At 68.2% G+C, this 17541-nt stretch carries 23 protein-coding genes; 15 read left to right on the top strand and 8 right to left on the bottom strand.

Annotated features, from left to right (window positions below; all coding sequences use genetic code 11):
- Window positions 1–5 precede the first annotated feature (5 nt).
- A complete protein-coding gene (locus JJ691_RS41090; RefSeq protein ID WP_211764860.1) occupies window positions 6–755 on the bottom strand; it encodes a DUF5919 domain-containing protein in 750 nt (249 codons plus the stop codon).
- Between the two features lie 201 nt (window positions 756–956).
- Between JJ691_RS41090 and JJ691_RS41085 the strand changes: the two genes are divergently transcribed.
- The 3 genes from JJ691_RS41085 to JJ691_RS41075 are packed head-to-tail and all read left to right on the top strand — an operon-like array spanning window position 957 to window position 1586.
- The gene (locus JJ691_RS41085) at window positions 957–1193 is read left to right on the top strand and encodes a hypothetical protein (protein ID WP_249227345.1); all 237 of its coding nucleotides are present in this window, start codon (window positions 957–959) and stop codon (window positions 1191–1193) included.
- On the top strand, window positions 1177–1416 hold the full coding sequence (locus JJ691_RS41080) for a hypothetical protein (RefSeq protein WP_211764859.1): 240 nt from the start codon (window positions 1177–1179) through the stop codon (window positions 1414–1416). The genes JJ691_RS41085 and JJ691_RS41080 overlap by 17 nt, the downstream gene beginning before the upstream one ends.
- Entirely contained in the window at window positions 1413–1586 is a 174-nt protein-coding gene (locus JJ691_RS41075) for a hypothetical protein (protein WP_211764858.1), read from the top strand. Before JJ691_RS41080 ends, JJ691_RS41075 begins: the two co-directional genes overlap by 4 nt.
- A 350-nt stretch (window positions 1587–1936) precedes the next feature.
- Here the strand turns inward: JJ691_RS41075 and JJ691_RS41070 are convergent, their stop codons facing one another.
- A complete protein-coding gene (locus tag JJ691_RS41070; RefSeq protein WP_211764857.1) occupies window positions 1937–2293 on the bottom strand; it encodes a GntR family transcriptional regulator in 357 nt (118 codons plus the stop codon).
- A gap of 130 nt (window positions 2294–2423) precedes the next feature.
- Here JJ691_RS41070 and JJ691_RS41065 point away from each other — a divergent pair, with 130 nt between their 5' ends.
- From JJ691_RS41065 to JJ691_RS41015, 11 genes are all read left to right on the top strand, one after another.
- Window positions 2424–2780 (top strand): hypothetical protein, encoded by a 357-nt coding sequence (locus JJ691_RS41065; RefSeq protein ID WP_211764856.1) that lies wholly within the window; start codon window positions 2424–2426, stop codon window positions 2778–2780.
- A gap of 262 nt (window positions 2781–3042) precedes the next feature.
- The gene (locus JJ691_RS41060) at window positions 3043–3306 is read left to right on the top strand and encodes a hypothetical protein (protein WP_211764855.1); all 264 of its coding nucleotides are present in this window, start codon (window positions 3043–3045) and stop codon (window positions 3304–3306) included.
- Between the two features lies 1 nt (window position 3307).
- Window positions 3308–3493 (top strand): hypothetical protein, encoded by a 186-nt coding sequence (locus JJ691_RS41055; RefSeq protein WP_211764854.1) that lies wholly within the window; start codon window positions 3308–3310, stop codon window positions 3491–3493.
- 178 nt (window positions 3494–3671) lie between these two features.
- On the top strand, window positions 3672–4934 hold the full coding sequence (locus JJ691_RS41050) for an FtsK/SpoIIIE domain-containing protein (protein WP_306291337.1): 1263 nt from the start codon (window positions 3672–3674) through the stop codon (window positions 4932–4934).
- Entirely contained in the window at window positions 4934–5197 is a 264-nt protein-coding gene (locus JJ691_RS41045; RefSeq protein WP_211764852.1) for a hypothetical protein, read from the top strand. The genes JJ691_RS41050 and JJ691_RS41045 overlap by 1 nt, the downstream gene beginning before the upstream one ends.
- Window positions 5194–5382, top strand: a complete 189-nt coding sequence (locus JJ691_RS41040; protein ID WP_211764851.1) for a hypothetical protein — start codon at window positions 5194–5196, stop codon at window positions 5380–5382. Before JJ691_RS41045 ends, JJ691_RS41040 begins: the two co-directional genes overlap by 4 nt.
- A gap of 73 nt (window positions 5383–5455) precedes the next feature.
- Complete coding sequence (locus tag JJ691_RS41035) at window positions 5456–5809, top strand: hypothetical protein (RefSeq protein WP_211764850.1); 354 nt, start codon at window positions 5456–5458, stop codon at window positions 5807–5809.
- 34 nt (window positions 5810–5843) lie between these two features.
- Complete coding sequence (locus JJ691_RS41030; protein WP_211764849.1) at window positions 5844–6479, top strand: DUF2637 domain-containing protein; 636 nt, start codon at window positions 5844–5846, stop codon at window positions 6477–6479.
- Window positions 6480–6569: 90 nt separating this feature from the next.
- Window positions 6570–7895: a replication initiator gene (locus tag JJ691_RS41025; RefSeq protein WP_442912803.1), complete on the top strand. Its 1326-nt coding sequence runs from the start codon at window positions 6570–6572 to the stop codon at window positions 7893–7895.
- Window positions 7896–7899: 4 nt separating this feature from the next.
- Window positions 7900–8106: a helix-turn-helix transcriptional regulator gene (locus tag JJ691_RS41020; RefSeq protein WP_249227343.1), complete on the top strand. Its 207-nt coding sequence runs from the start codon at window positions 7900–7902 to the stop codon at window positions 8104–8106.
- Window positions 8103–9512 carry a tyrosine-type recombinase/integrase gene (locus JJ691_RS41015; RefSeq protein ID WP_211764848.1) on the top strand — a complete coding sequence of 470 codons (1410 nt, stop codon included), beginning with the start codon at window positions 8103–8105 and terminating at the stop codon, window positions 9510–9512. The genes JJ691_RS41020 and JJ691_RS41015 overlap by 4 nt, the downstream gene beginning before the upstream one ends.
- Window positions 9513–9735: 223 nt before the next feature.
- Here the strand turns inward: JJ691_RS41015 and JJ691_RS41010 are convergent, their stop codons facing one another.
- The 6 genes from JJ691_RS41010 to JJ691_RS40985 form a co-directional block, all read right to left on the bottom strand.
- Complete coding sequence (locus JJ691_RS41010) at window positions 9736–11307, bottom strand: 4-coumarate--CoA ligase family protein (RefSeq protein WP_211764847.1); 1572 nt, start codon at window positions 11305–11307, stop codon at window positions 9736–9738.
- Window positions 11308–11703: 396 nt separating this feature from the next.
- On the bottom strand, window positions 11704–12486 hold the full coding sequence (locus JJ691_RS41005; RefSeq protein WP_211764846.1) for a DUF4349 domain-containing protein: 783 nt from the start codon (window positions 12484–12486) through the stop codon (window positions 11704–11706).
- A 190-nt stretch (window positions 12487–12676) separates the two neighbouring features.
- Complete coding sequence (locus JJ691_RS41000) at window positions 12677–13192, bottom strand: YbjN domain-containing protein (protein ID WP_211772037.1); 516 nt, start codon at window positions 13190–13192, stop codon at window positions 12677–12679.
- Between the two features lie 8 nt (window positions 13193–13200).
- Window positions 13201–14487, bottom strand: coding sequence for a D-inositol-3-phosphate glycosyltransferase (gene mshA / locus JJ691_RS40995; RefSeq protein ID WP_211764845.1), 1287 nt, complete (start codon window positions 14485–14487; stop codon window positions 13201–13203).
- Between the two features lies 1 nt (window position 14488).
- Window positions 14489–15298 (bottom strand): alpha/beta fold hydrolase, encoded by an 810-nt coding sequence (locus JJ691_RS40990; protein WP_249227341.1) that lies wholly within the window; start codon window positions 15296–15298, stop codon window positions 14489–14491.
- Between the two features lie 185 nt (window positions 15299–15483).
- Window positions 15484–16671: a L,D-transpeptidase gene (locus JJ691_RS40985; protein WP_211764844.1), complete on the bottom strand. Its 1188-nt coding sequence runs from the start codon at window positions 16669–16671 to the stop codon at window positions 15484–15486.
- 127 nt (window positions 16672–16798) lie between these two features.
- Here JJ691_RS40985 and JJ691_RS40980 point away from each other — a divergent pair, with 127 nt between their 5' ends.
- Entirely contained in the window at window positions 16799–17536 is a 738-nt protein-coding gene (locus tag JJ691_RS40980; protein ID WP_211764843.1) for an SDR family NAD(P)-dependent oxidoreductase, read from the top strand.
- Window positions 17537–17541: the final 5 nt, after the last annotated feature.

Raw genomic sequence — 17541 nt, 5'->3', positions numbered from 1 at the left:
GCTCCTCAGAAGGTGGCGGGCTTGCCTGCGGCCCAGACGGTTTCGAAGCTCTCGGCGTAGGTCTCGAACAGGTCGCCAGAAGACAGCCGGCGTAGATGCAGCGCGGGCGCGTGCGCTCCGGGGAAGCCGTACACGTGGGTGTTGACGACCATCTCGTCGTCGAAGCGGAACACCGAGTTGTACAGCGTGGTCTTGTGGAACCTGATCTGGACGTCGGCAACCGCGGTGAGTGGGCGAACGAAGGCCAACGCGTTGCGGATACGGGCGGCCACCGTGCCCTTGCCCAGCTGCTCCTCTTCGCTGCGCTTGGCGGCTTCGCGTGCTGCGGGGTCTCCGAACAGAAGTCGGATCTTGGCTCCGTCGGCGGCCTTGCGCGTGATCTCCTTGGCGAAGGTCGGGCGCTCGACGAGAAAAAGTCCTGCGAGGACAAGGATGTCGACGTGCTCGGCGGCGTCGCTGAGCAGGCGGTCCCACAGTTCCGCAGGCACTGAGTTGCGGTGCGGGTAGACCCTGACCACCTCGGACTCGGCTATCTCGGTCTTGCGCTCGGGCGCGACGGCGTCCGGCCAGAGGTAGTTCTCGGTCTCGCGGACCATCGACGCGATGGTGTGCCGGTGACGCGGGTATGGCGTGCGACCCGAGGTGATCCACCGTTCGACCGTCTTCGGGTCGACTCCCGTGGCCTTCGAGACGTGCTCCAGGTTCAGCCCGTTGCGCAGTAGTGCGTCTCGTAGCCGGTCGTTCGCCTTCGCCACAGCAGTCCTCTCAGACGAGTAGGGACGACTTCAAGCTACCCGAGACGTCCGTAGATGTCCCGCCGTGCGGTGCTCCTGTCCTCGCTTTCCGTCGAAAGTGGTTGTTGTCAGAACGACCCTGAAAGCAGGAGGCAACATCATGAGTAGCAGAGAGACACAGCAAAGCGGGTCCTTTATCCCCGAGGCTGCGCGTGAGGAGCTGTGACCGGCGGCAAGCGGGACCTGGTGCACGTCCACATCACGGACGATCTGCCGATCCGTGCACAGGCGCTGCCCTACGCGGACCGGGTTGAGATCCGCCTCGGCAACGCGTTCCCGGTCGCTCTGATCATCGACTACGCCGCGCTGGGTGTCCTTGAGCGTGCGATCCAGCAGGGTTGGTCTGAACTCGATGCGGCAGGACGCAGCAAAGGGGGCTCCGATGCTGGTCTTCGTTGACGGCCTTGGAGGTCCGCCGCTCGTCGCCGAGCTGGCCTCGCCGAAGGCGACGCTCACCGTTGAAGAGATCAGCAAGCACCACGTCGCGCTGCTGTTCCAGGAGGGCGAAGCGCAGTTTCGGCTTCTACTCGGCACTGAGGTCGCGGCACTGCTGACGCTGCGGCTGACCACGCTGTTTGGTGATCGCGTGGCGTGGATGCGGCGGAACGGAGTGGAGCGATGACCGGCTTCCTGCTCGGTTCGGCGCTCGGACTCGTCGTCGGCTTGCCGGGCGCGCGGTGGCTTCAGGTGCGTTGGGCGGGCTTCGGTCACGAGGCTGCCGACCCGTGCGCGGCGTGTCCGCTGCTTCCACTGTGCGAGCGGCTGGTGCCGTTCCCGAGTGAGCGAGGCTGAACTAGCCGAAGAACTGTCCAAACTGGACTTACCACGGGCCTTGGGTCACGTGGCGGGGAAACACGTCCCCGAACTGAACTCTGTCACCAGGCGCAGAAGCGGAGCCTTGGCTACCAACCATTCCGCTCCTGCGCTGGCCACCCACTCGGAGTGAACCAAGATGAATGTACCGCCAGCAAAGGACTCTCCGCCACCCCGTGACGACCAGGCCGCCGCGACTGGAGCGAAACGCGTACCAGCTCAGCGAAAGTGCGACGAGTGCAGCGAGGGTCTGCGCGTGGTGACCACGAGGCTGCGACAGCTCACCAGCCAGGTTTCCGAGCTGGCGGCGCGGATAGAGCGGGTCGAGGTCAGTCGGAGTCAGGGCCCTCAAGGCGCTGCACGCGCTGATCAAGGGCCGTAACTGCTTGCTGGAGCCGATCGAGCTCGCGCATGACGTCGTGAAGGCCTACCGGCCGGTCCCCTGACGCGTCGGGCGCACTGTCGGCGACGAAGATGCCCAGCCCTTGCACCGTGGTGACAACCCCGTCGTCGGTGAGCCGCCTGACCGCCTTCTGCGCGGTTGCGGTAGTGACGCCGTACTCCTTGGCGAGAGCACGCACGGACGGGATCTGGTCTCCAGGCTTCAGGTCACCGCGCTCCACCTTCGCGGCAATGGTGTCCGCGAGCACCCGGAACGGGTGGGCTGGCGTGCGCGAGTTCTCCATGTACGCACTGTATCTAGCTCGACCTAGCCCGTGCTAGCTCGGTTCACCCGATCAGAGCAAACGCCACTGTACTAGCACGTGCTACCTTGGTTAGTAGAACGAGCTAGTACGAGCTAATACGGAGGACGTTGTGCAGCAGATCCCGGTGAACCTCGGTGGGTACAAGCTGACGGTTGTTGACGCCCCCGCGATGAAGACCCGCACGGTCGACGGACGCGAGGAGTTCGTCACCGACCGGCGGACCGGCGCCACGATGTTCGAGGTGTCGCTGTTCGCCAAGCAGCGCGTGACGGAGGCCGGTCAGAAGGCTCCCAAGGGCGAAGAGATCAAGGTGACCCTGGCGACCGACCCGGGCGAGGGGTTCGAGGAGGACACCCGCGTCGAACTGGTCGGCGCGACGGTGAGCCCGTACTCGTTCAAGAACGACAAGGGCGAGACCGTCTCGGGCATCGCGTTCAGGGCGCTGGGCCTCAAGCCCGTCGACTGACCCGAAGCCCCGCCCTGTCAGGCAGGCGGACCCGTTCGAGTCGGGCCGGGGCACGAAACGAAGCAGGCAGGAATGGCACACGCAAGATCGGTGTGCGCGCCGGAAGTCCTGTGATCGCTTGTTCTTTGAGAATTTCACAGTGGGCCGAACTATGCCTTTTTGAGCTCGCGTGTTGCCTGACACGCGGGGTGCTCCATCCCTTGCCCCCGTGGGGGATGGGGTGCCCGGTAGGTCAGGAACACAAGGAAGGTAGGTGAGAGTTATGGCGCTCGGGTTCCTCAATCAGCGCGCGGTCAAGCGCTACGGGGCGTTCGTTGGCGCGATGGACATGGCCGCTGAGGCGTTCGACACCGTACGCAAGGTCATCGACCGGGTGGATGACTCCCAGGGCTCCAGTGGCTACACGCTGCCGACTCAGGATGAGCTGATCGCGTTGCACGCCAAGGCCTTCGCGGCGCTAGACACGTTGCGCATCAAGGGAAAGAAGCATGAAGCGGACCTGGTGTCCCGAGACTGGGCGGTGTGACATGTCGATCGCAGTAGACAACGCCATCGAGGAGATCGAGGGCGCGATGCGGCACCTGCGAGACACGATGAAGGGAATCCCTGCGGACGTTCCGGGGTTCCGTGCCGCGCACGAGAAGGCACGCAAGTTGGTTGGTGAGCTGACAGTGTGGCTGACCGACGCACAGTCCAAGGTTGTTGACAGCTAGGCACTTCCCCTCGTCCGCGCGGTCGACTCCCAAACATCCGTTGGGAGTCGGCCGCTTGCGGTTTCTGGAGGTTCACGTCATGGGAAATTCGACACGGAAAGCAGGCCGAGAGATGCGGGCACTCAAGTGGACAGCACGACACCCGGGAAGCCTCCTGGTACCCGGGATTCCCGCCGGCGTGGCGGCGAGTGCGCTTGGGTTGGGCACGACAACCACGGGCGCGGCGCTGGGTGCGGGCGCGCTGGGCATGGCCGCTTGGTACCGGGGTCACCCCGACTCGTTTGACGCGCTGATCGCTCCTCGGGTGCGTGCGTGGCGTCGTCGGTGGTGGTCGCGATACACCGGGGCACGGTGGCGAGACACGCTGCTCGCCTGCGACCTGGTCACCACCGACCGGAAGACGGGCGAGCTCCGGGTCCCTCGAATCCTGGGAGTCACCTCGCCGTCGCCGTCGATCGACCTTGTGCGGGTTCGGCTGTACCCCGGGCAGCACTCCCAGCAATGGATGGACAAGCTGCTCGTGCTGGCCGATGCGCTCAAGGTCGAGCGGGTGGCGGTCGAGCGGGTCAAGCCGCAGGTGATCGCCCTGGTCGTTGAGCGGTCGGAGCCGTTCACGGAGGTCATTGACGCTCCGGAGATGCCGTGGGACTCCGACGCCGTGGATCTGGGGTCGCTGTACCTGGGTGACACGGAGTACGGCACGGATTGGTGTGAGGGCCTGGCGGAGCAACACCTGTTCGTCGCCGGCGCTACTGGCTCCGGCAAGGGGTCTCTCGCGTGGGGACCGCTGCGGGGCTTGGCTCCCCTGATCCGGGACGGGATCGTCCGGCCGTGGGTGCTGGATCCCAAGCGGATGGAGCTGGCCAAGGCAGAGGCGTTCGCGCACCGGTACGCGGCTGAGCCGGCCGACTGCCTCACCGTCGCGAAAGAGTTCGTCGAGGACTGCATCGACGTGCAGAAGCGGTTGGCGGCACAGGGAGTCCGGAAGTTCACCCCCTCAAGGGAGACGCCGCTGAACCTGCTGCTGGTCGATGAGATGGCGGCGTTGACGGGGTTCGCTGAGATGGCGCTCGCCCGGGAATTCCGCCGGCTGTTCAACATCGTGGGCACGCAGGGCCGGGCCACCGGGCATTCGATGCTCGGCTACGTCCAGGAACCGACGAAGGACAACGTCGCGATGCGCGACCTGTTCACGGTCCGGGTGTGCCTGCGGGTCACCTCCGCCGGACACGTCGACATGACGTTGGGCGACGGTGCCCGGCAGCGTGGTGCGTTGGCCGACGAGATCCCCAACGACGTGTCGACGGCGGGCATCGGCTACGTGATCCGGCAACGCTCCCGCGTCCCGATGCGGGTCCGCGCCGCCTACGTGAACGACACGGAGATCGACGAGTTGATCCAGTTCGTCACCGGCGGGCCTGGGCTGCGGGTGGTGGCGTGATGAGCGTCGACACCCTGGAGTTCAGCACCCCGGAGCCTGCGCCGGATGGCTCGGTGTGGGCGCTGTGCCAACGCGGCACCGAGCTGATCGACGCGCGGATGGTCGTCGACACCGATCACCCGGCGCTGCCGTTCCTGCTGCCGGCGTCGGCGGTGTGGGACCTGAACGCCTCACAGCCGTTGGGAGACAACAACTCTGAGCACTGCCCGTCGTGGCGCTGGGCCACTGCCGGGGACTTGACGAACTGGAGGGTGCAGTCATGAAGCCGTTGGTCATCGTCAGTGTCGGGTGGCGCAACGTCTCCCGCCTGCTCAAGTACGGGGCGCTCGCCTTGCTCGGCCTGGGCGTCACCTACCTCGCGTTCGGCGGTGTGATCGCCCTGGCGGCGGCAACCGTGCTGGGCCTGATCGTGTGGGGCCTGGTGCGCATCCTGAGGGCCGCGTCGTGAACGGGGCGACATCAACCGCGGCTACGCCTGGGCGGCGGTGATGGCTCGGCGGGTGGATCCCCACCAGGGGGAGTTGTTCGCCGATCAGCCGGAGGTCGTCGTGGCGACGGTCGACCCCGTGCCGGTGCAACCGTCGGGGCTCGGCGGCAGCGTCGATCAACTGGCCTTGCTGCTCAACGAAGTCCACGACGGCCGGTACGGGTTACTGGACGCGACGGGGCGGGCAGTCGAGGTTGACGGCGACCAGCGTTGCCGCCACACGGAAGCGGAAGCGACGCTGGATTGCCTGCTGCGGCAGCGTTACCTCAAGGAATCCGATCAGGTCGAGTGCCGGCACGGCGTGATCGCGCGGCCGGTGACCCTGCGGTTGACCCCGGCCGGCGAGAGGCTGCGCCGGCGCTGGTCACATCTGCGAGTGGTGCGGTAGCCGCTCTCACGAGAACGGAAAGGAGAGGGCCGCCGTGTCCACTCAGAAGCTGTCCAACGGCATCCGGCTGCTGGTCGCGGCCGTGCTCGGCCTGATCGGCGCGGCGGCCGGCTTCACCCACACCCACAACTGGGCCGCGCACCATGGACAGACGGGTTGGCTGGCGTGGGCGGACGCGGTGGTGATCGAGGGCATGGCGCTGGTGGCCGCGTTCGAGATCCATCGCGACCGCCAGACCAGTCGAGCAGGCCGGGTATCGTTGCCGGTCGTGGTCCTGGTGGCCGGGTTCCTCGTTCAGATGGCCGCCCAGGTCGCGGAAGCCGAACCGACTCCGGCGGGCTGGCTGCTGGCCGCGATGCCGGCGCTGGGCTTCCTGACCGTCGTCAAGCTGCTGATGAGGCGCCTACCCCACAAGCCACCGGCCACGCCGCCAACACCAGCAGCAACCGAGCCGGAACCTGCGGCACCGGTTCGCCAGGCATCCGCCACTCGGCTGCGACTTCCGGCGCCCATGGTCGAGAAGATCACCGGCGCGGTTCGTGCTGCACAGGCGGACGGCCGTGAGCCGACCATCGCTGACGTCCAACTGGCGGCCAACGTCTCCGACGACATGGCCGCTCAGATCCTCACCGACTTGACGATCCACAACGGACACTCCGTCCAACGCTGACGCACACATCAGGGGCCAGGCACGGCAAAACGTCGTGCCTGGCCCTTTTTTTGCCCGAAAAAAGTTGATCAAGGGAGGTTGACCGTGGATGTGACCGCGTTGACCCTGGATGAGCGGATCTCTCGCCGCATCCGGGCTACCGACTTCAAGGCATGGCGGGCCAAGGTCGAGTCGGTCAACGGCTGCCTCCACCCGGTTCACATGTCCGGTGCGTGGCAGGTGCAGGACCAGGCGGGCACCGTGCTGGCCAAGCGGTCCGGGCACGTCTTCGCCCCGTGCGGCAACCGGCGTGAGTCGGTGTGTCCGTCGTGTTCAGATCGGTACGCGGCGGACGCGTTCCACCTGATGCGGGCGGGCCTGTCCGGCGGGGACAAGGGCGTGCCGGTGTCGGTCGCCGAGAAGCCCCGGGTGTTCGCCACGCTGACGGCTCCGTCGTTCGGGCCGGTGCACAACCGGCGGACCTCGGCGCGTGGCCGGACGATTCCCTGCGCGTGCGGGGAGCGTCATCATGAGGCGGACCCCCGCATCGGCTCGCCGCTGGATGTCGACGCCTACGACTACGTGGGGTCGGTGCTGTGGCAGGCGCACGCGGGCAAGCTGTGGCACCGGTTCACCATCGCCCTGCGGCGCAAGCTCGCGCACGCTGCCGGGCTCACGGTGCGCGAGTTCAAGGACCACGCCCGTCTGTCGTATGCCAAGGTCGCCGAGTACCAGCGGCGGGGCCTGGTCCACTTCCACGCGATGGTCCGCGTTGACGGACCCGGGGGACCGACCGATCGGACCCCGGCGTGGGTGACGGCGGAACTGCTGACGGACGCGATCACGGCGGCGGCCGGCTCGGTCCAGCTCGACACGGCTCGACCGGACGGCACCGCCTTCACGATGGTGTGGGGCCGGCAGGTCGACGTCCGCCAGATCAGGCCGGCGTCGGCGGCGGAGGTCGAAGACGACCAGGGCGAGATCTCCGAACAGCGGCTGGCCTCCTACGTCGCGAAGTACGCCACCAAGGGCACCGGCAAGAGCGAGGCAGCCGACCGGCCGATCCGCGGGCAGGTCGACATCGACCACCTGGCCGTCACGCCGCACCACCGCCGGATCATCCAAACCTGCTGGGACCTCGGCGGCCTGGCCGACTACGAGGAACTGAACCTGCGGCGCTGGGCGCACATGCTCGGCTTCCGGGGCCACTTCCTGACGAAGTCGAAGCACTACAGCACCACATTCAAGGCCATTCGCGGCGAACGCTCCGCGTTTCAGGCTGAGCAGGCGCTCGAACGTCTCGGCGTCGATCCGGACTCCGTGGTGGTCGTCAACCACTGGGACTTCGCCGGCATCGGCTACGCCAACGACGCAGAGATCGAGCTGGCACAAGGCATCGCCGAACGAAAGCGGCAGCAACGAAAGGAGGGGAGGTAGCGACATGGGCAAGCTGAGCGAAACCCGGGACGAGCTGATGACGGTTCTTGAGGTGTTGTCCGCGTTGGGAGGTGTGTCTCGGTACACGTTCTACCGGTGGCGTCGGACGGGCGTCGGCCCGCCGTGCTTGAAGCTGCCCAATGGTGATCTGCGGATCCGCCGTGGCGACTTCGCGGACTGGTTGGAGACGCTGAGGAGCGATGCCGCATGAGTGAGAGGGGGACGACTCTTCAGGTCCGGATGTGGGCTTTGAAGGTGATGAAGGGCCGGCGACGGAAGTACGGCGTCCGGTGGGTCACGGCGTCGGAGGAGCACTCGGAGTGGTACGAGCACCGGCCGCAGGCGGAGAACCGACGGTCGGATCTGCTCCAGGCGATGCGGCGTGGCGAAGAGTTCGACATCGAGACGGGTCTGCCGGTGTCGGAATTGCAGGCGAAGGGTGGTGAGCAGTCGCTTCTGACATACGCCCAGGAGTTCGTCGATCGGATCTGGAAGAAGGCCCCGCCGCAGACTCGGAAGACGACCGTGGACAACCTGGCGAGCGCGGTCGCCGGCTTCATCAAGCCGTTGGACAACCCGCCGAAGAGTCAAGTTCTGCGGCGGGTGCTCACGACCCGGGTGCTGCCGTCGAACACCCGGGAGTTGGACATGTCGTTGGACCTGCGGGCAGCGGCCAGTTGGATCGGCCGGGCGTCGCGTCCGATCACGGAGTTGTCGACGCGGTCGGAAGTTCGGCAACTCCTGGAGTCGGCTCCGATGACGTTGTTGATGTCAGGGAAGCCGGCTGCGCCGTCGACTGTGGAGAAGCGGCGGCTGGTACTGCACCGCCTGGTGGCGGATGCCGTGGAGCGGGAGGTGCTGACGTTCAATCCCATGGCAGGGCTGACCGGGCGGGCCTCGCTGGGTGATGACGTGGCGGTGGACGAGGTCGATCCGCGAACGGTGGTGAATCCCCGGCAGGCACGGCAGTTGTTGGCGGCCTGCACGTACGTCTCTGATCGCCAGAGCCGTGATCAGGGGCAGCGGCTGCATGCGTTCTTCGCCTGCATGTACTTCGGCGGCCTGCGACCCGGTGAGGCCCTCGGACTGCATGGTGAGGATTGCGTGCTACCCGATGCGGGCTGGGGTGAGCTGGTCCTGTGCCGGTCGTTCTCCGCGTCGAATGCCCGATACAGCGATGAGGGCAGGGTGCATGAGGAGCGGGCGTTGAAGCGGCGAGCTCGGCGGGAGATTCGGCGGGTGCCGATCCCTCCGGAGCTGGTGGCGATCCTGCGGGAACACCTGGAGGTCTACGGGACGGCGTCGGACGGCCGACTGTTCCGCGGTTCGAAGTCGGGGCAGGGCGTGCCGGTGTCGGTCTACACGCGGGCATGGAAGAAGGCTCGGGTGATCGGGCTTGCGCCCCATCAGGTCGGCACGTCGCTGGCGGCTCGGCCGTACGACCTGCGGCACGCGGCGGTCAGTACGTGGTTGAACGGCGGGGCCGATCCGGCGGAGGTGGCGGCGCGGGCGGGGCACTCGGTTGCGGTGCTGCTCAAGATCTACGCGAAGTGCGTCGACGGGAACCGAGAGGTGATCAACCAGAAGATCGATCGGGTCCTGCGTGATGAGCACTGATAGCGTCGGTGAGCGAGTGAGGACGACCCTCGGACCTTGGGCCAGGTCCGAGGGTCGTCCCTCGTTCTATGGCCTGCTGCGGCTCCCGCGCGGAACGTTCCGCGACTGTTCCGCGAGCCGTGGCATCCGGCGCCCCTCAGCCGCACCCAGTGACACCCACCCGACTACGCCTGGCACGGTCATTTGCGCTGGTAAGAGGCTTGTTTGCAGGGGCTCGGCCGGCTCAATTCCCGGCTGCCTCCCGGGCACGAAGGTCCTTGCGCAGGATCTTGCCGGAGGCGGATTTCGGGATGGCGTCGAGGAATTCCACCACGCGAACCTTCTTGTGCGGGGCGACCCGCTCGGCGACGAAGGTCATCACGTCGTCCGCGGTGACGTCGTCGGCGCCGGCCTGGCGCACCACGAAGGCCTTCGGGACCTCCTCGCCCTCGGCGTCGTGCACGCCGATGACGGCGGCGTCGGCGATCCGCGGGTGGGTGAGCAGCAGCGCCTCCAACTCGGCCGGTGGCACCTGGTAGCCCTTGTACTTGATCAGCTCCTTGACCCGGTCGACGATGCTGACGATGCCGTTCTCGTCGATCACGGCGACGTCGCCGGTGTGCAGGAAGCCGTCGGAGTCGAGGGTGGCGGCGGTGGCCTCGGCGTTGTTCAGGTAGCCCTTCATCACGTTGGGCCCCTTGCACCACAGCTCGCCGCGTTCGCCGACGCCGAGCTCCTCGCCGGTGGCCAGGTCGACGACCTTGTTCTCCATGTTCGGCACGATCAGGCCGACGGTGCCGATGGCGATGTCGTCGCGGTGGTCGGGAATGGTGTGGCTGACCGGGCTCATCTCGGTCATGCCGTAACCCTGCTTGACCTTGCAGCCCAACCGCTTGTGCACGGCCTCGGCCAGCTCCTCGTCCAGCGGCGCGGCGCCGGAGAACAGCACCTTCAGCGCGGACAGGTCGTAGGAGTCGACGATCGGGTGCTTGGCCAGCGCGACGGCGATCGGCGGCGCGATGTAGACCCGGTCGGTGCGGTACTCGGCGATGATCCGCAGGAACTCCGGCAGGTCGAACTTGGGCATGGTGATCACGGTCGCGCCGATGGCCAGCGCGTGGTTGAGGGTGACCTGCATGCCGTAGATGTGGAAGAACGGCAGCACCGCCAGCACCCGGTTGACGTTCGCGGTGTCCATCATCGCGTCGGTCTGCACGATGTTCGCCACCAGCGCGCGGTGCGTGAGCATGACGCCCTTGGCCCGCCCGGTGGTGCCCGACGAGTACGGCAGCACGGCCAGGTCCTCGGCCGTGTCGAACTCGATCTCCGGCGCCGGGGCGGTGCTGGCGAGCAGGTCGGACAGGCTGGTGTGGCCGTCCGCCTTGTCGAACACGAACACGTCCTCGATGCCCGCCAGCTTTGCCGCAGCGGTCGCGCGTTCGAGGAACGCCGACACCGTGAACAGCATCTTCGCGCCGGCGTCGGTGAGCTGGCTCGCGACTTCCTCGGCGGTGTACAGGGCGTTGGCGGTGGTGGCGATCGCGCCGGCGCGCAGGACGCCGTGCAGGGTGATGGCGTACGCGGGCGTGTTGGGGGCGAAGATGCCGATCACGTCGCCCTTGCCGACGCCGCGCTCGGCCAGCGCCGCCGCGAGGCGGTCGACAGCGGTGGCGAACTCGCCGTAGGTGATCGTCAGGCCGCTGATGCCGTCGATCAGCGCGGGCCGGTCCGCCTTCTCGGCCAGTCCCCGGAAGATCAGCTCGTGCGCCGGCAGCGCGGGGATGTCGACATCGGGGAAGGAACTGCGAAAGACCATGGCGACCCTGCCTTGCTCGCTTCGGTACCTGCGACCCCGTGGACGATGCCACGCCGTACCGTCGGCGAGCGAGCCCACACGCGAGTCGACCGTGATGTTGTCCCGGCAAGGACCGTCGTTACGACACCCCATCGTGATTCACTCTTATGGAGTAGCGAATCTACTTGTGGTAGGCATAATCGGTCTGCAAAGTTGTCATCGCCCACCGGATCGGCTCTCACACACTCCCCGATCCGGCGAGCTGAGTGCGGTTCGTCCCCCCGTCGGACCGCCGCCCCGCCTTCGGCCCCCTGCGGCACCCCCTCGCCCAGGAACGCCGCCGCGGCGGGTGAATCGACGTGGGACGGCCCGGGGCCTCGACTCCCCTTCGACCCGGGACCGTCCCACGGTTCACGCTCAGGGTGTCTGCGGCCGGGCCCTCCGCCGCCGGACCAGCACGTACACCGCGGTCGCCGGAATGCCGATGACCAGCACAAACGGCAACACCGCGCCGAGGGCGACGCCGATCCCGTTGGCCGTGGCGATCAGCGCGTGCCAGCCCGCGCCGAGAGCGCTGAGGAAGCTCGGCTGCTCCTCCTGCGGGGGTGGCGGCGCATCGGTCTTGCTCACGTCGACCGTGACCGTGGACATCGCGACCTGCGCGGCAAGAGCGTCATGGCGCTGCTCGAGCGATTCGAGGTCGGCCTCACGCTTGGTCAGTTCGCTCTCGATCTGGGTGACATCACTCAGTGACGTCGCCTTGTCCATCAGCGCCCGCACCCGGTCGACGCTGGCACGCTGCGTAGCCAGCCGGCTGGTCACGTCGACCATCTCGTCGGTGACGTCCTCGGCGTGCTCGACCCGGGAGGTGACCCGGCCGTACGAGCCGATCTTGTCGAGGACCGGCTCCAACTTGTCCGCCGGCACCTTCAGCGTGAGGGTGCCGTGGTCGTCGCCGGAGTTCTCGTCGCTGGAGTAGCCGCCGACGTCGGTCGCCGCTTTGCGGATCTTCGTGACCGCGTCGGCAACGTCCGTCGCCTTCAGGTTGATCGTCGCCGTGCGCACGATCTGTCGGCCGTTGCCCGCGGGCGTCGACGCCGACTGCCCGCTCGCCGGAGCACCGGTGGCCTGCGGCGCCTTGCCGACGTCGGCCCCGTTCGAACCACCCGCCGGCCCCGAGGCTGTGCCGTTGCTCGGCACGCCGGGTGCGACCGCCGACGTGCCCGCGCTGTTCGCACCAGCGGAGCACCCCGCGAGCAATGCGCACGCAATGGTGATGAGCGTCAGCGTTCTTCGAGTGTGTGAGCGTGCCATCCCTGCGCCTCCCCATCTCGGATTCGCCCGGAGGACGGGAGGGCACGGGCCCGGCGTTGCGGTCAGAACGTCACGATCAGGACTCGTCGGCCACTGCCGGCCGGTCGCCCGCCGAGCCGACGAGATGCTGGAAGGCGCTGAGGTTGGCCAGCGACTCGCCCCGTGAGACCCGCCAGTCCCACTCCCGGCGGATGGCGCCGGCGAAGCCGATCTCCAGCAACGGGTTGAAGTCACCGTCCGCCGCCTCCAGCACCTGCCCGAGCAGCCGGTCCAGCTCCTCCGGGGTCACGGCGTGCAGGCCGATGCGGCCGACGAGGTAGATGTCGCCGCGGTCGTCCAGGGTGTAGTGCACGCCGTAGAGCCGGGCGTTGCGGCGCAGCAGGAAGCGGTAGACCTCCTCGAAGGCCTCGTCCGGCTTGCGGCAGACGAAGGCCTCGACGAGCAGCGCGTGGTCGGTGACGATCAGCCAGCAGTTGGTCTGCAGCTTCTTCGTGCCCGGCAGCGACAGGAAGTAGCGCCCCGGCCCGCGGCGGTCGTATTTGATCTCGTTGTCCCGCAGCGTCCCGGCGATCAGGCCGTCCAGCTCGTCCAGCGTGGCGGTCACACCGTCACCTCCCGTCGTCGCACCTCCGACAGGAAATCACGCCGAGCATTGGCGTACCCGTCCAGGAGCGCGTCGGTCGTGCGGTCCCATGAGAACCGTCGAGCATGGCCGACGGCATTGCGCGCGAGTTCCTCGCGTAACGACGGACGCAGCGCCACGTCGCCGAGCACGCGTGCCCAGTTCCCGGGATTGTGGTCCCCCACCAGACGACCGGTCACGTTGTCGACCACCGCGATCGGCAGCCCGCCGACCGCCGCCGCCACCACCGGCGTGCCGCAGGCCTGCGCCTCCAGCGCGACCAGGCCGAACGACTCGTTGTGGCTCGGCACGGCCACCACGTCCGCGGCGCGATACACCCGCGCCAACGCCTCGCCCCGCTGCGGCGGCATGAACCGCACGACGTCGAGAATGCCCAGCTCGACCGCCAATTCCTGGAGCGCCTTGGGCTGCTCCAGCCCTGATCCGGACGGGCCGCCGACCACAACCACCACCAGCTTCGAGCGCAGCTCCGGACGCTCGACGAGGAGCTCGGCGGCGGCGCGGAGCAGCACGTCCGGCGCCTTGAGCGGCTGGATCCGGCCGACGAAGGTCAACACCACTGCGTCGAGCGGCAGGTCCAGCGCCGCCCGGGCGGCGGCCTGGCTGCCCGGCGTGAAGCGACCGAGGTCGACGCCCGGCGGCACGGTCAGGACCTTGGTCGGATCGGCGTCGTAGAGGGAGACCAGCTCGGCGGACTCGACATCGGTGTTCGCCACCAGCCGGTCCGCCTCGGCGACGACCTGCTCCTCGCCGATGACCCGCATCCTCGGCTCCGGGGTGTCGCCCTCGGCGAGCGCCGCGTTCTTGACCTTGGCCAGGGTGTGGGCCGTGTGCACCAGCGGCACGCCCCAGCGTTCGCGCGCCAGCCAGCCGACCTGGCCGGACAGCCAGTAGTGGGAGTGGACCACGTCGTAATAGCCGGGCTCGTGGTGCGCCTCGGTGCGCAGGACGCCCGCCGTGAACGCGCAGAGCTGGCCCGGCAGCTCGTCCTTGGCCAGGCCCTCGAAGGGGCCGGCGACGATGTGCCGGACGGTGACCCCTGGCGCCAGCTCGGCGACCGGTGGCAGGTCGGAGGAGGTGGCCCGGGTGAACACCTCGACGGCGATGCCCCGGTCGGCCATGCGCTTGGCCGTCTGGGCGATGTAGACGTTCATGCCGCCGGCGTCGCCGGTGCCCGGCTGCTCCAGCGGCGACGTGTGCACGGAGAGGACTGCCACCCGGTGCGGTGCTCGCTCTGGGGTCACGTCAGGATCCTGCCTTCGTCGTTGCCACGGACTGCGCGAAAGTGACTAGATCGGCGGTGAAATCCTCGACACATTCCAGGAAGGGCATGTGCCCGATGTCCTCGTACCAGCGGGTGTCGGAGGCCCCGATGAGGCCGGCGGCGTACTCGGTGGCCCGTGGATCCACGACGGCGTCAGCGGTGCCGTGGATGAGCAGAGTCGGCACATCGATCGAGCGCAGCAACTCGGCGCTGTCGACGTCGCGCTGGAACATCGCCGCCCGCACGCTCGGCGGCACACGCAATGGAGCAGAGAGCGCGCTTTGCAGCATCGCGCCGGCCATCGGCGTGGCGGTCATCCTCCTGGTCAGTTCCAGCAACGCTGGAACGGCGACGTCCGCGTCCTCCGACAGCGCCGCCGGCAGGGCCGCCCGCATCGCCGGCCCGACATGACCGCCGGGGTGACCGCGCCCGATCTCCGTGATCGCACCGACCAGCACGATGCCGGCGACGCCGGCCGTCCCGTGGTGACGGAGGTAGTCGGTGATGACGAGCCCGCCGTACGACCAGCCCACCAGCACCGCCGGTGCGCCAACACACCCAAGCACGGCAGCGATGTCGCCCGCCCACGTTTCCGAATCGCGGTAACCGTCGACCGGCCGGCCGGAGTCGCCGTGCCCCCGCAAGTCGACCGCAATCGTTCGCAACCGGTCGGCCCCGACATCGCCCCAGCTACTCGCCGCTGCCGCCCAGCCGTGGACCAGCACCACAGGTGGCGCATCCTCCGGTCCCGACACGTGGCAGGCGAGCTCGGTCCCGTCCGCAGCCGTCACCCTCACAACGTGGTCAACGCCCCGCTGGCCCCTCCTCTTCCCGCCACCGAGGACCAGCCGTTGCACCAGCGCGTTCCCCCAGGAGCAACGCCGCCGCACTGGAGCAGCGCTTCAGCATTCGAGCTACGCCGCCGCTTTACACGAAGGCAGAAGATGTCAAGCAGCGACGCTGCCGTCGACGATGGTCAGCGCAGCGCGGAGAGGGCCTGCCACTGGTCCCAACCCATCGCCCAGTCGTAGAGGTCGCCGTCGGCGGACGACAGGGCCACGTCGGAGCCGGTGACCTCGACCGGGTCGCCGTACATGGCGGTGCCGAAGTAGGCCTGGGCGTCCGCGGTCGACAGGTTGATGCAACCGTGGGTGACATTGCTGTTGCCCTGATCACCGACCGTGTTCGGGTTGGCGTGGATGAACTCGCCGTTGTTCGAAATCCGCACCGCCCAGCGCTCGTGGGCGTGCTCGTAGTACGGCGGGTTGGACATGTCCTTGTCCTGCCACTTCTCGGTCACCACGTGCGTGCCCGACCGGGTCACCCGGTCCTGGCTCGCGCCGGACCCCATGCTGGCGTCGTAGGTGGCGACCTCCTTGCCGTCCCGCAGCACGGTCATCTTGTGCGTGTTCACGTCGGCCCGGACGATCTGCGACCGGCCGATGGTGAACGCCAAAGTCAGGTCGGCCTTGCCGTAGGCGTTGCCGCCGTAGGACACCCCGTACAGGTTGGCGGTCACGTTGATCTTGCTGCCGGGCGCCCAGTACTCCTTCGTCCGGTAGTGGATCCGCGAACCCTGGTCGCTGTCAGGCAGCCACCCCCACGAGCCGGTGTTGGGCTGATCCGACTGCACGGACAGCGCCTTCTCCACCGCGGCCCGGGCCTTGTCATCGATGTGCCCGCTGAACTGGAGCACGATCGGCGCGGCGACGCCGACCTCGCCGCCGTCGTCGATGTTGAGCATGCCGCGCACGAGCGTGCCCGGCGCGACAGTGCTGAAGCTGCCGTGCAGGTTGGTGGGCTTGCCGTCGGCGTTGAGCGCCTTCGCGTCGTACGTGTAGGTCTGCCCGAAGTCCAGCTGGCCGGTGCTGCTCCACGTCTTGCCGTCCGCCCCGGGCTTGCCGGCGACGGCCTTGCCGGCCCCGTCCACCAGGGCGACGTCCTTGATGGTGCCGCCGTCGGCGGTGAGGGTCACCGGCGTGTTCACGGTCACGCCCTTGGTCCCGTCGACCGGGGCACCCGTCAGTTTGGCGGCCGGGGCGGCCGGTTTGCTCGACGTCGTCGTGGCCCCGATGGGCGTCAGACCGCCGCCCGAGCATCCCGCGAGCACCAGCGCCGCCGCGATCACCAACCCCGCCTTCACGCGGGTCCCCGTTGCCACCATCGCCTCCTGACGTTTCTCCCCATCTTGGGGACGTCTGACCAGGTGAATCAGTAACAACCGAAGCCTGTGAGCTTGCTCACCGACCAGCAGTGGCGGGCGGGCGCGGACAGGCGAGAGGATCGGTGCCGTGAGCACTCAGTCCCCCATCGCAGTTGTCACCGGCGCCAGCTCGGGCATCGGCGAGGCCACCGCCCGCCGCCTGGCCGCCGAGGGTTTCCACGTCGTGCTCGGCGCACGCCGGTTCGACCGGATCAAGGCGATCGCCGCCGAGATCGACGGCACGCCGCTGGCACTGGACGTGACCGACGTCGATTCCGTCGCGGCGTTCACGGACGGCATCGCCGAGGCCAATGTCCTGGTGAACAACGCGGGCGGGGCCTTCGGCCTGGAACGCGTCGACGCGGCGGACGAGGACAACTGGCGCCGCATGTGGGAAACCAACGTGATCGGCACGCTGCGGCTGACGAAGGCGTTGCTGCCCAAGCTGATCGCCTCCGGCAACGGCCACGTGGTGACGGTCACCTCGATCGCCGCGCAGGAGCTCTACGACGGCGGCGCCGGCTACACCTCAGCCAAGCACGCCCAGTCGGCGCTACACCGCACCCTGCGCACCGAGGAGCTGGGCCAGCCGGTCCGCTTCACCGAAGTCCTGCCGGGCATGGTCGAGACGGAGTTCTCGGTGGTCCGCTTCGACGGCGACGCCGAACGGGCCGCGAACGTCTACCAGGGCCTGAAGCCGTTGGTGGCCGACGACGTCGCGGACGTCATCGCCTTCGCGGTGACCCGACCGTGGCACGTCAACCTCGACCAGATCGTCATGAAGCCGCGGGCGCAGGCCTCGGCGACGCGGGCGCACCGCGACTGACGCAC

It is taken from the genome of Kutzneria sp. CA-103260 (genome assembly GCF_018263855.1).
Lineage (GTDB): Bacteria > Actinomycetota > Actinomycetes > Mycobacteriales > Pseudonocardiaceae > Kutzneria.
This window is presented reverse-complemented; position numbering and strand designations above follow the sequence as displayed.

Bases quoted from the DNA above. Each gene is read 5' to 3' on its own strand.
- JJ691_RS41055 (WP_211764854.1), top strand. From the start codon at position 3,308: ATGTCGATCGCAGTAGACAACGCCATCGAGGAGATCGAGGGCGCGATG.
- JJ691_RS41070 (WP_211764857.1), bottom strand. From the start codon at position 2,293: ATGGAGAACTCGCGCACGCCAGCCCACCCGTTCCGGGTGCTCGCGGAC.
- JJ691_RS41020 (WP_249227343.1), top strand. From the start codon at position 7,900: ATGGGCAAGCTGAGCGAAACCCGGGACGAGCTGATGACGGTTCTTGAG.
- JJ691_RS40985 (WP_211764844.1), bottom strand. From the start codon at position 16,671: ATGGTGGCAACGGGGACCCGCGTGAAGGCGGGGTTGGTGATCGCGGCG.
- JJ691_RS41015 (WP_211764848.1), top strand. From the start codon at position 8,103: ATGAGTGAGAGGGGGACGACTCTTCAGGTCCGGATGTGGGCTTTGAAG.
- JJ691_RS41045 (WP_211764852.1), top strand. From the start codon at position 4,934: ATGAGCGTCGACACCCTGGAGTTCAGCACCCCGGAGCCTGCGCCGGAT.
- JJ691_RS41075 (WP_211764858.1), top strand. From the start codon at position 1,413: ATGACCGGCTTCCTGCTCGGTTCGGCGCTCGGACTCGTCGTCGGCTTG.
- JJ691_RS41040 (WP_211764851.1), top strand. From the start codon at position 5,194: ATGAAGCCGTTGGTCATCGTCAGTGTCGGGTGGCGCAACGTCTCCCGC.
- JJ691_RS41010 (WP_211764847.1), bottom strand. From the start codon at position 11,307: ATGGTCTTTCGCAGTTCCTTCCCCGATGTCGACATCCCCGCGCTGCCG.
- JJ691_RS41060 (WP_211764855.1), top strand. From the start codon at position 3,043: ATGGCGCTCGGGTTCCTCAATCAGCGCGCGGTCAAGCGCTACGGGGCG.
- JJ691_RS41080 (WP_211764859.1), top strand. From the start codon at position 1,177: ATGCTGGTCTTCGTTGACGGCCTTGGAGGTCCGCCGCTCGTCGCCGAG.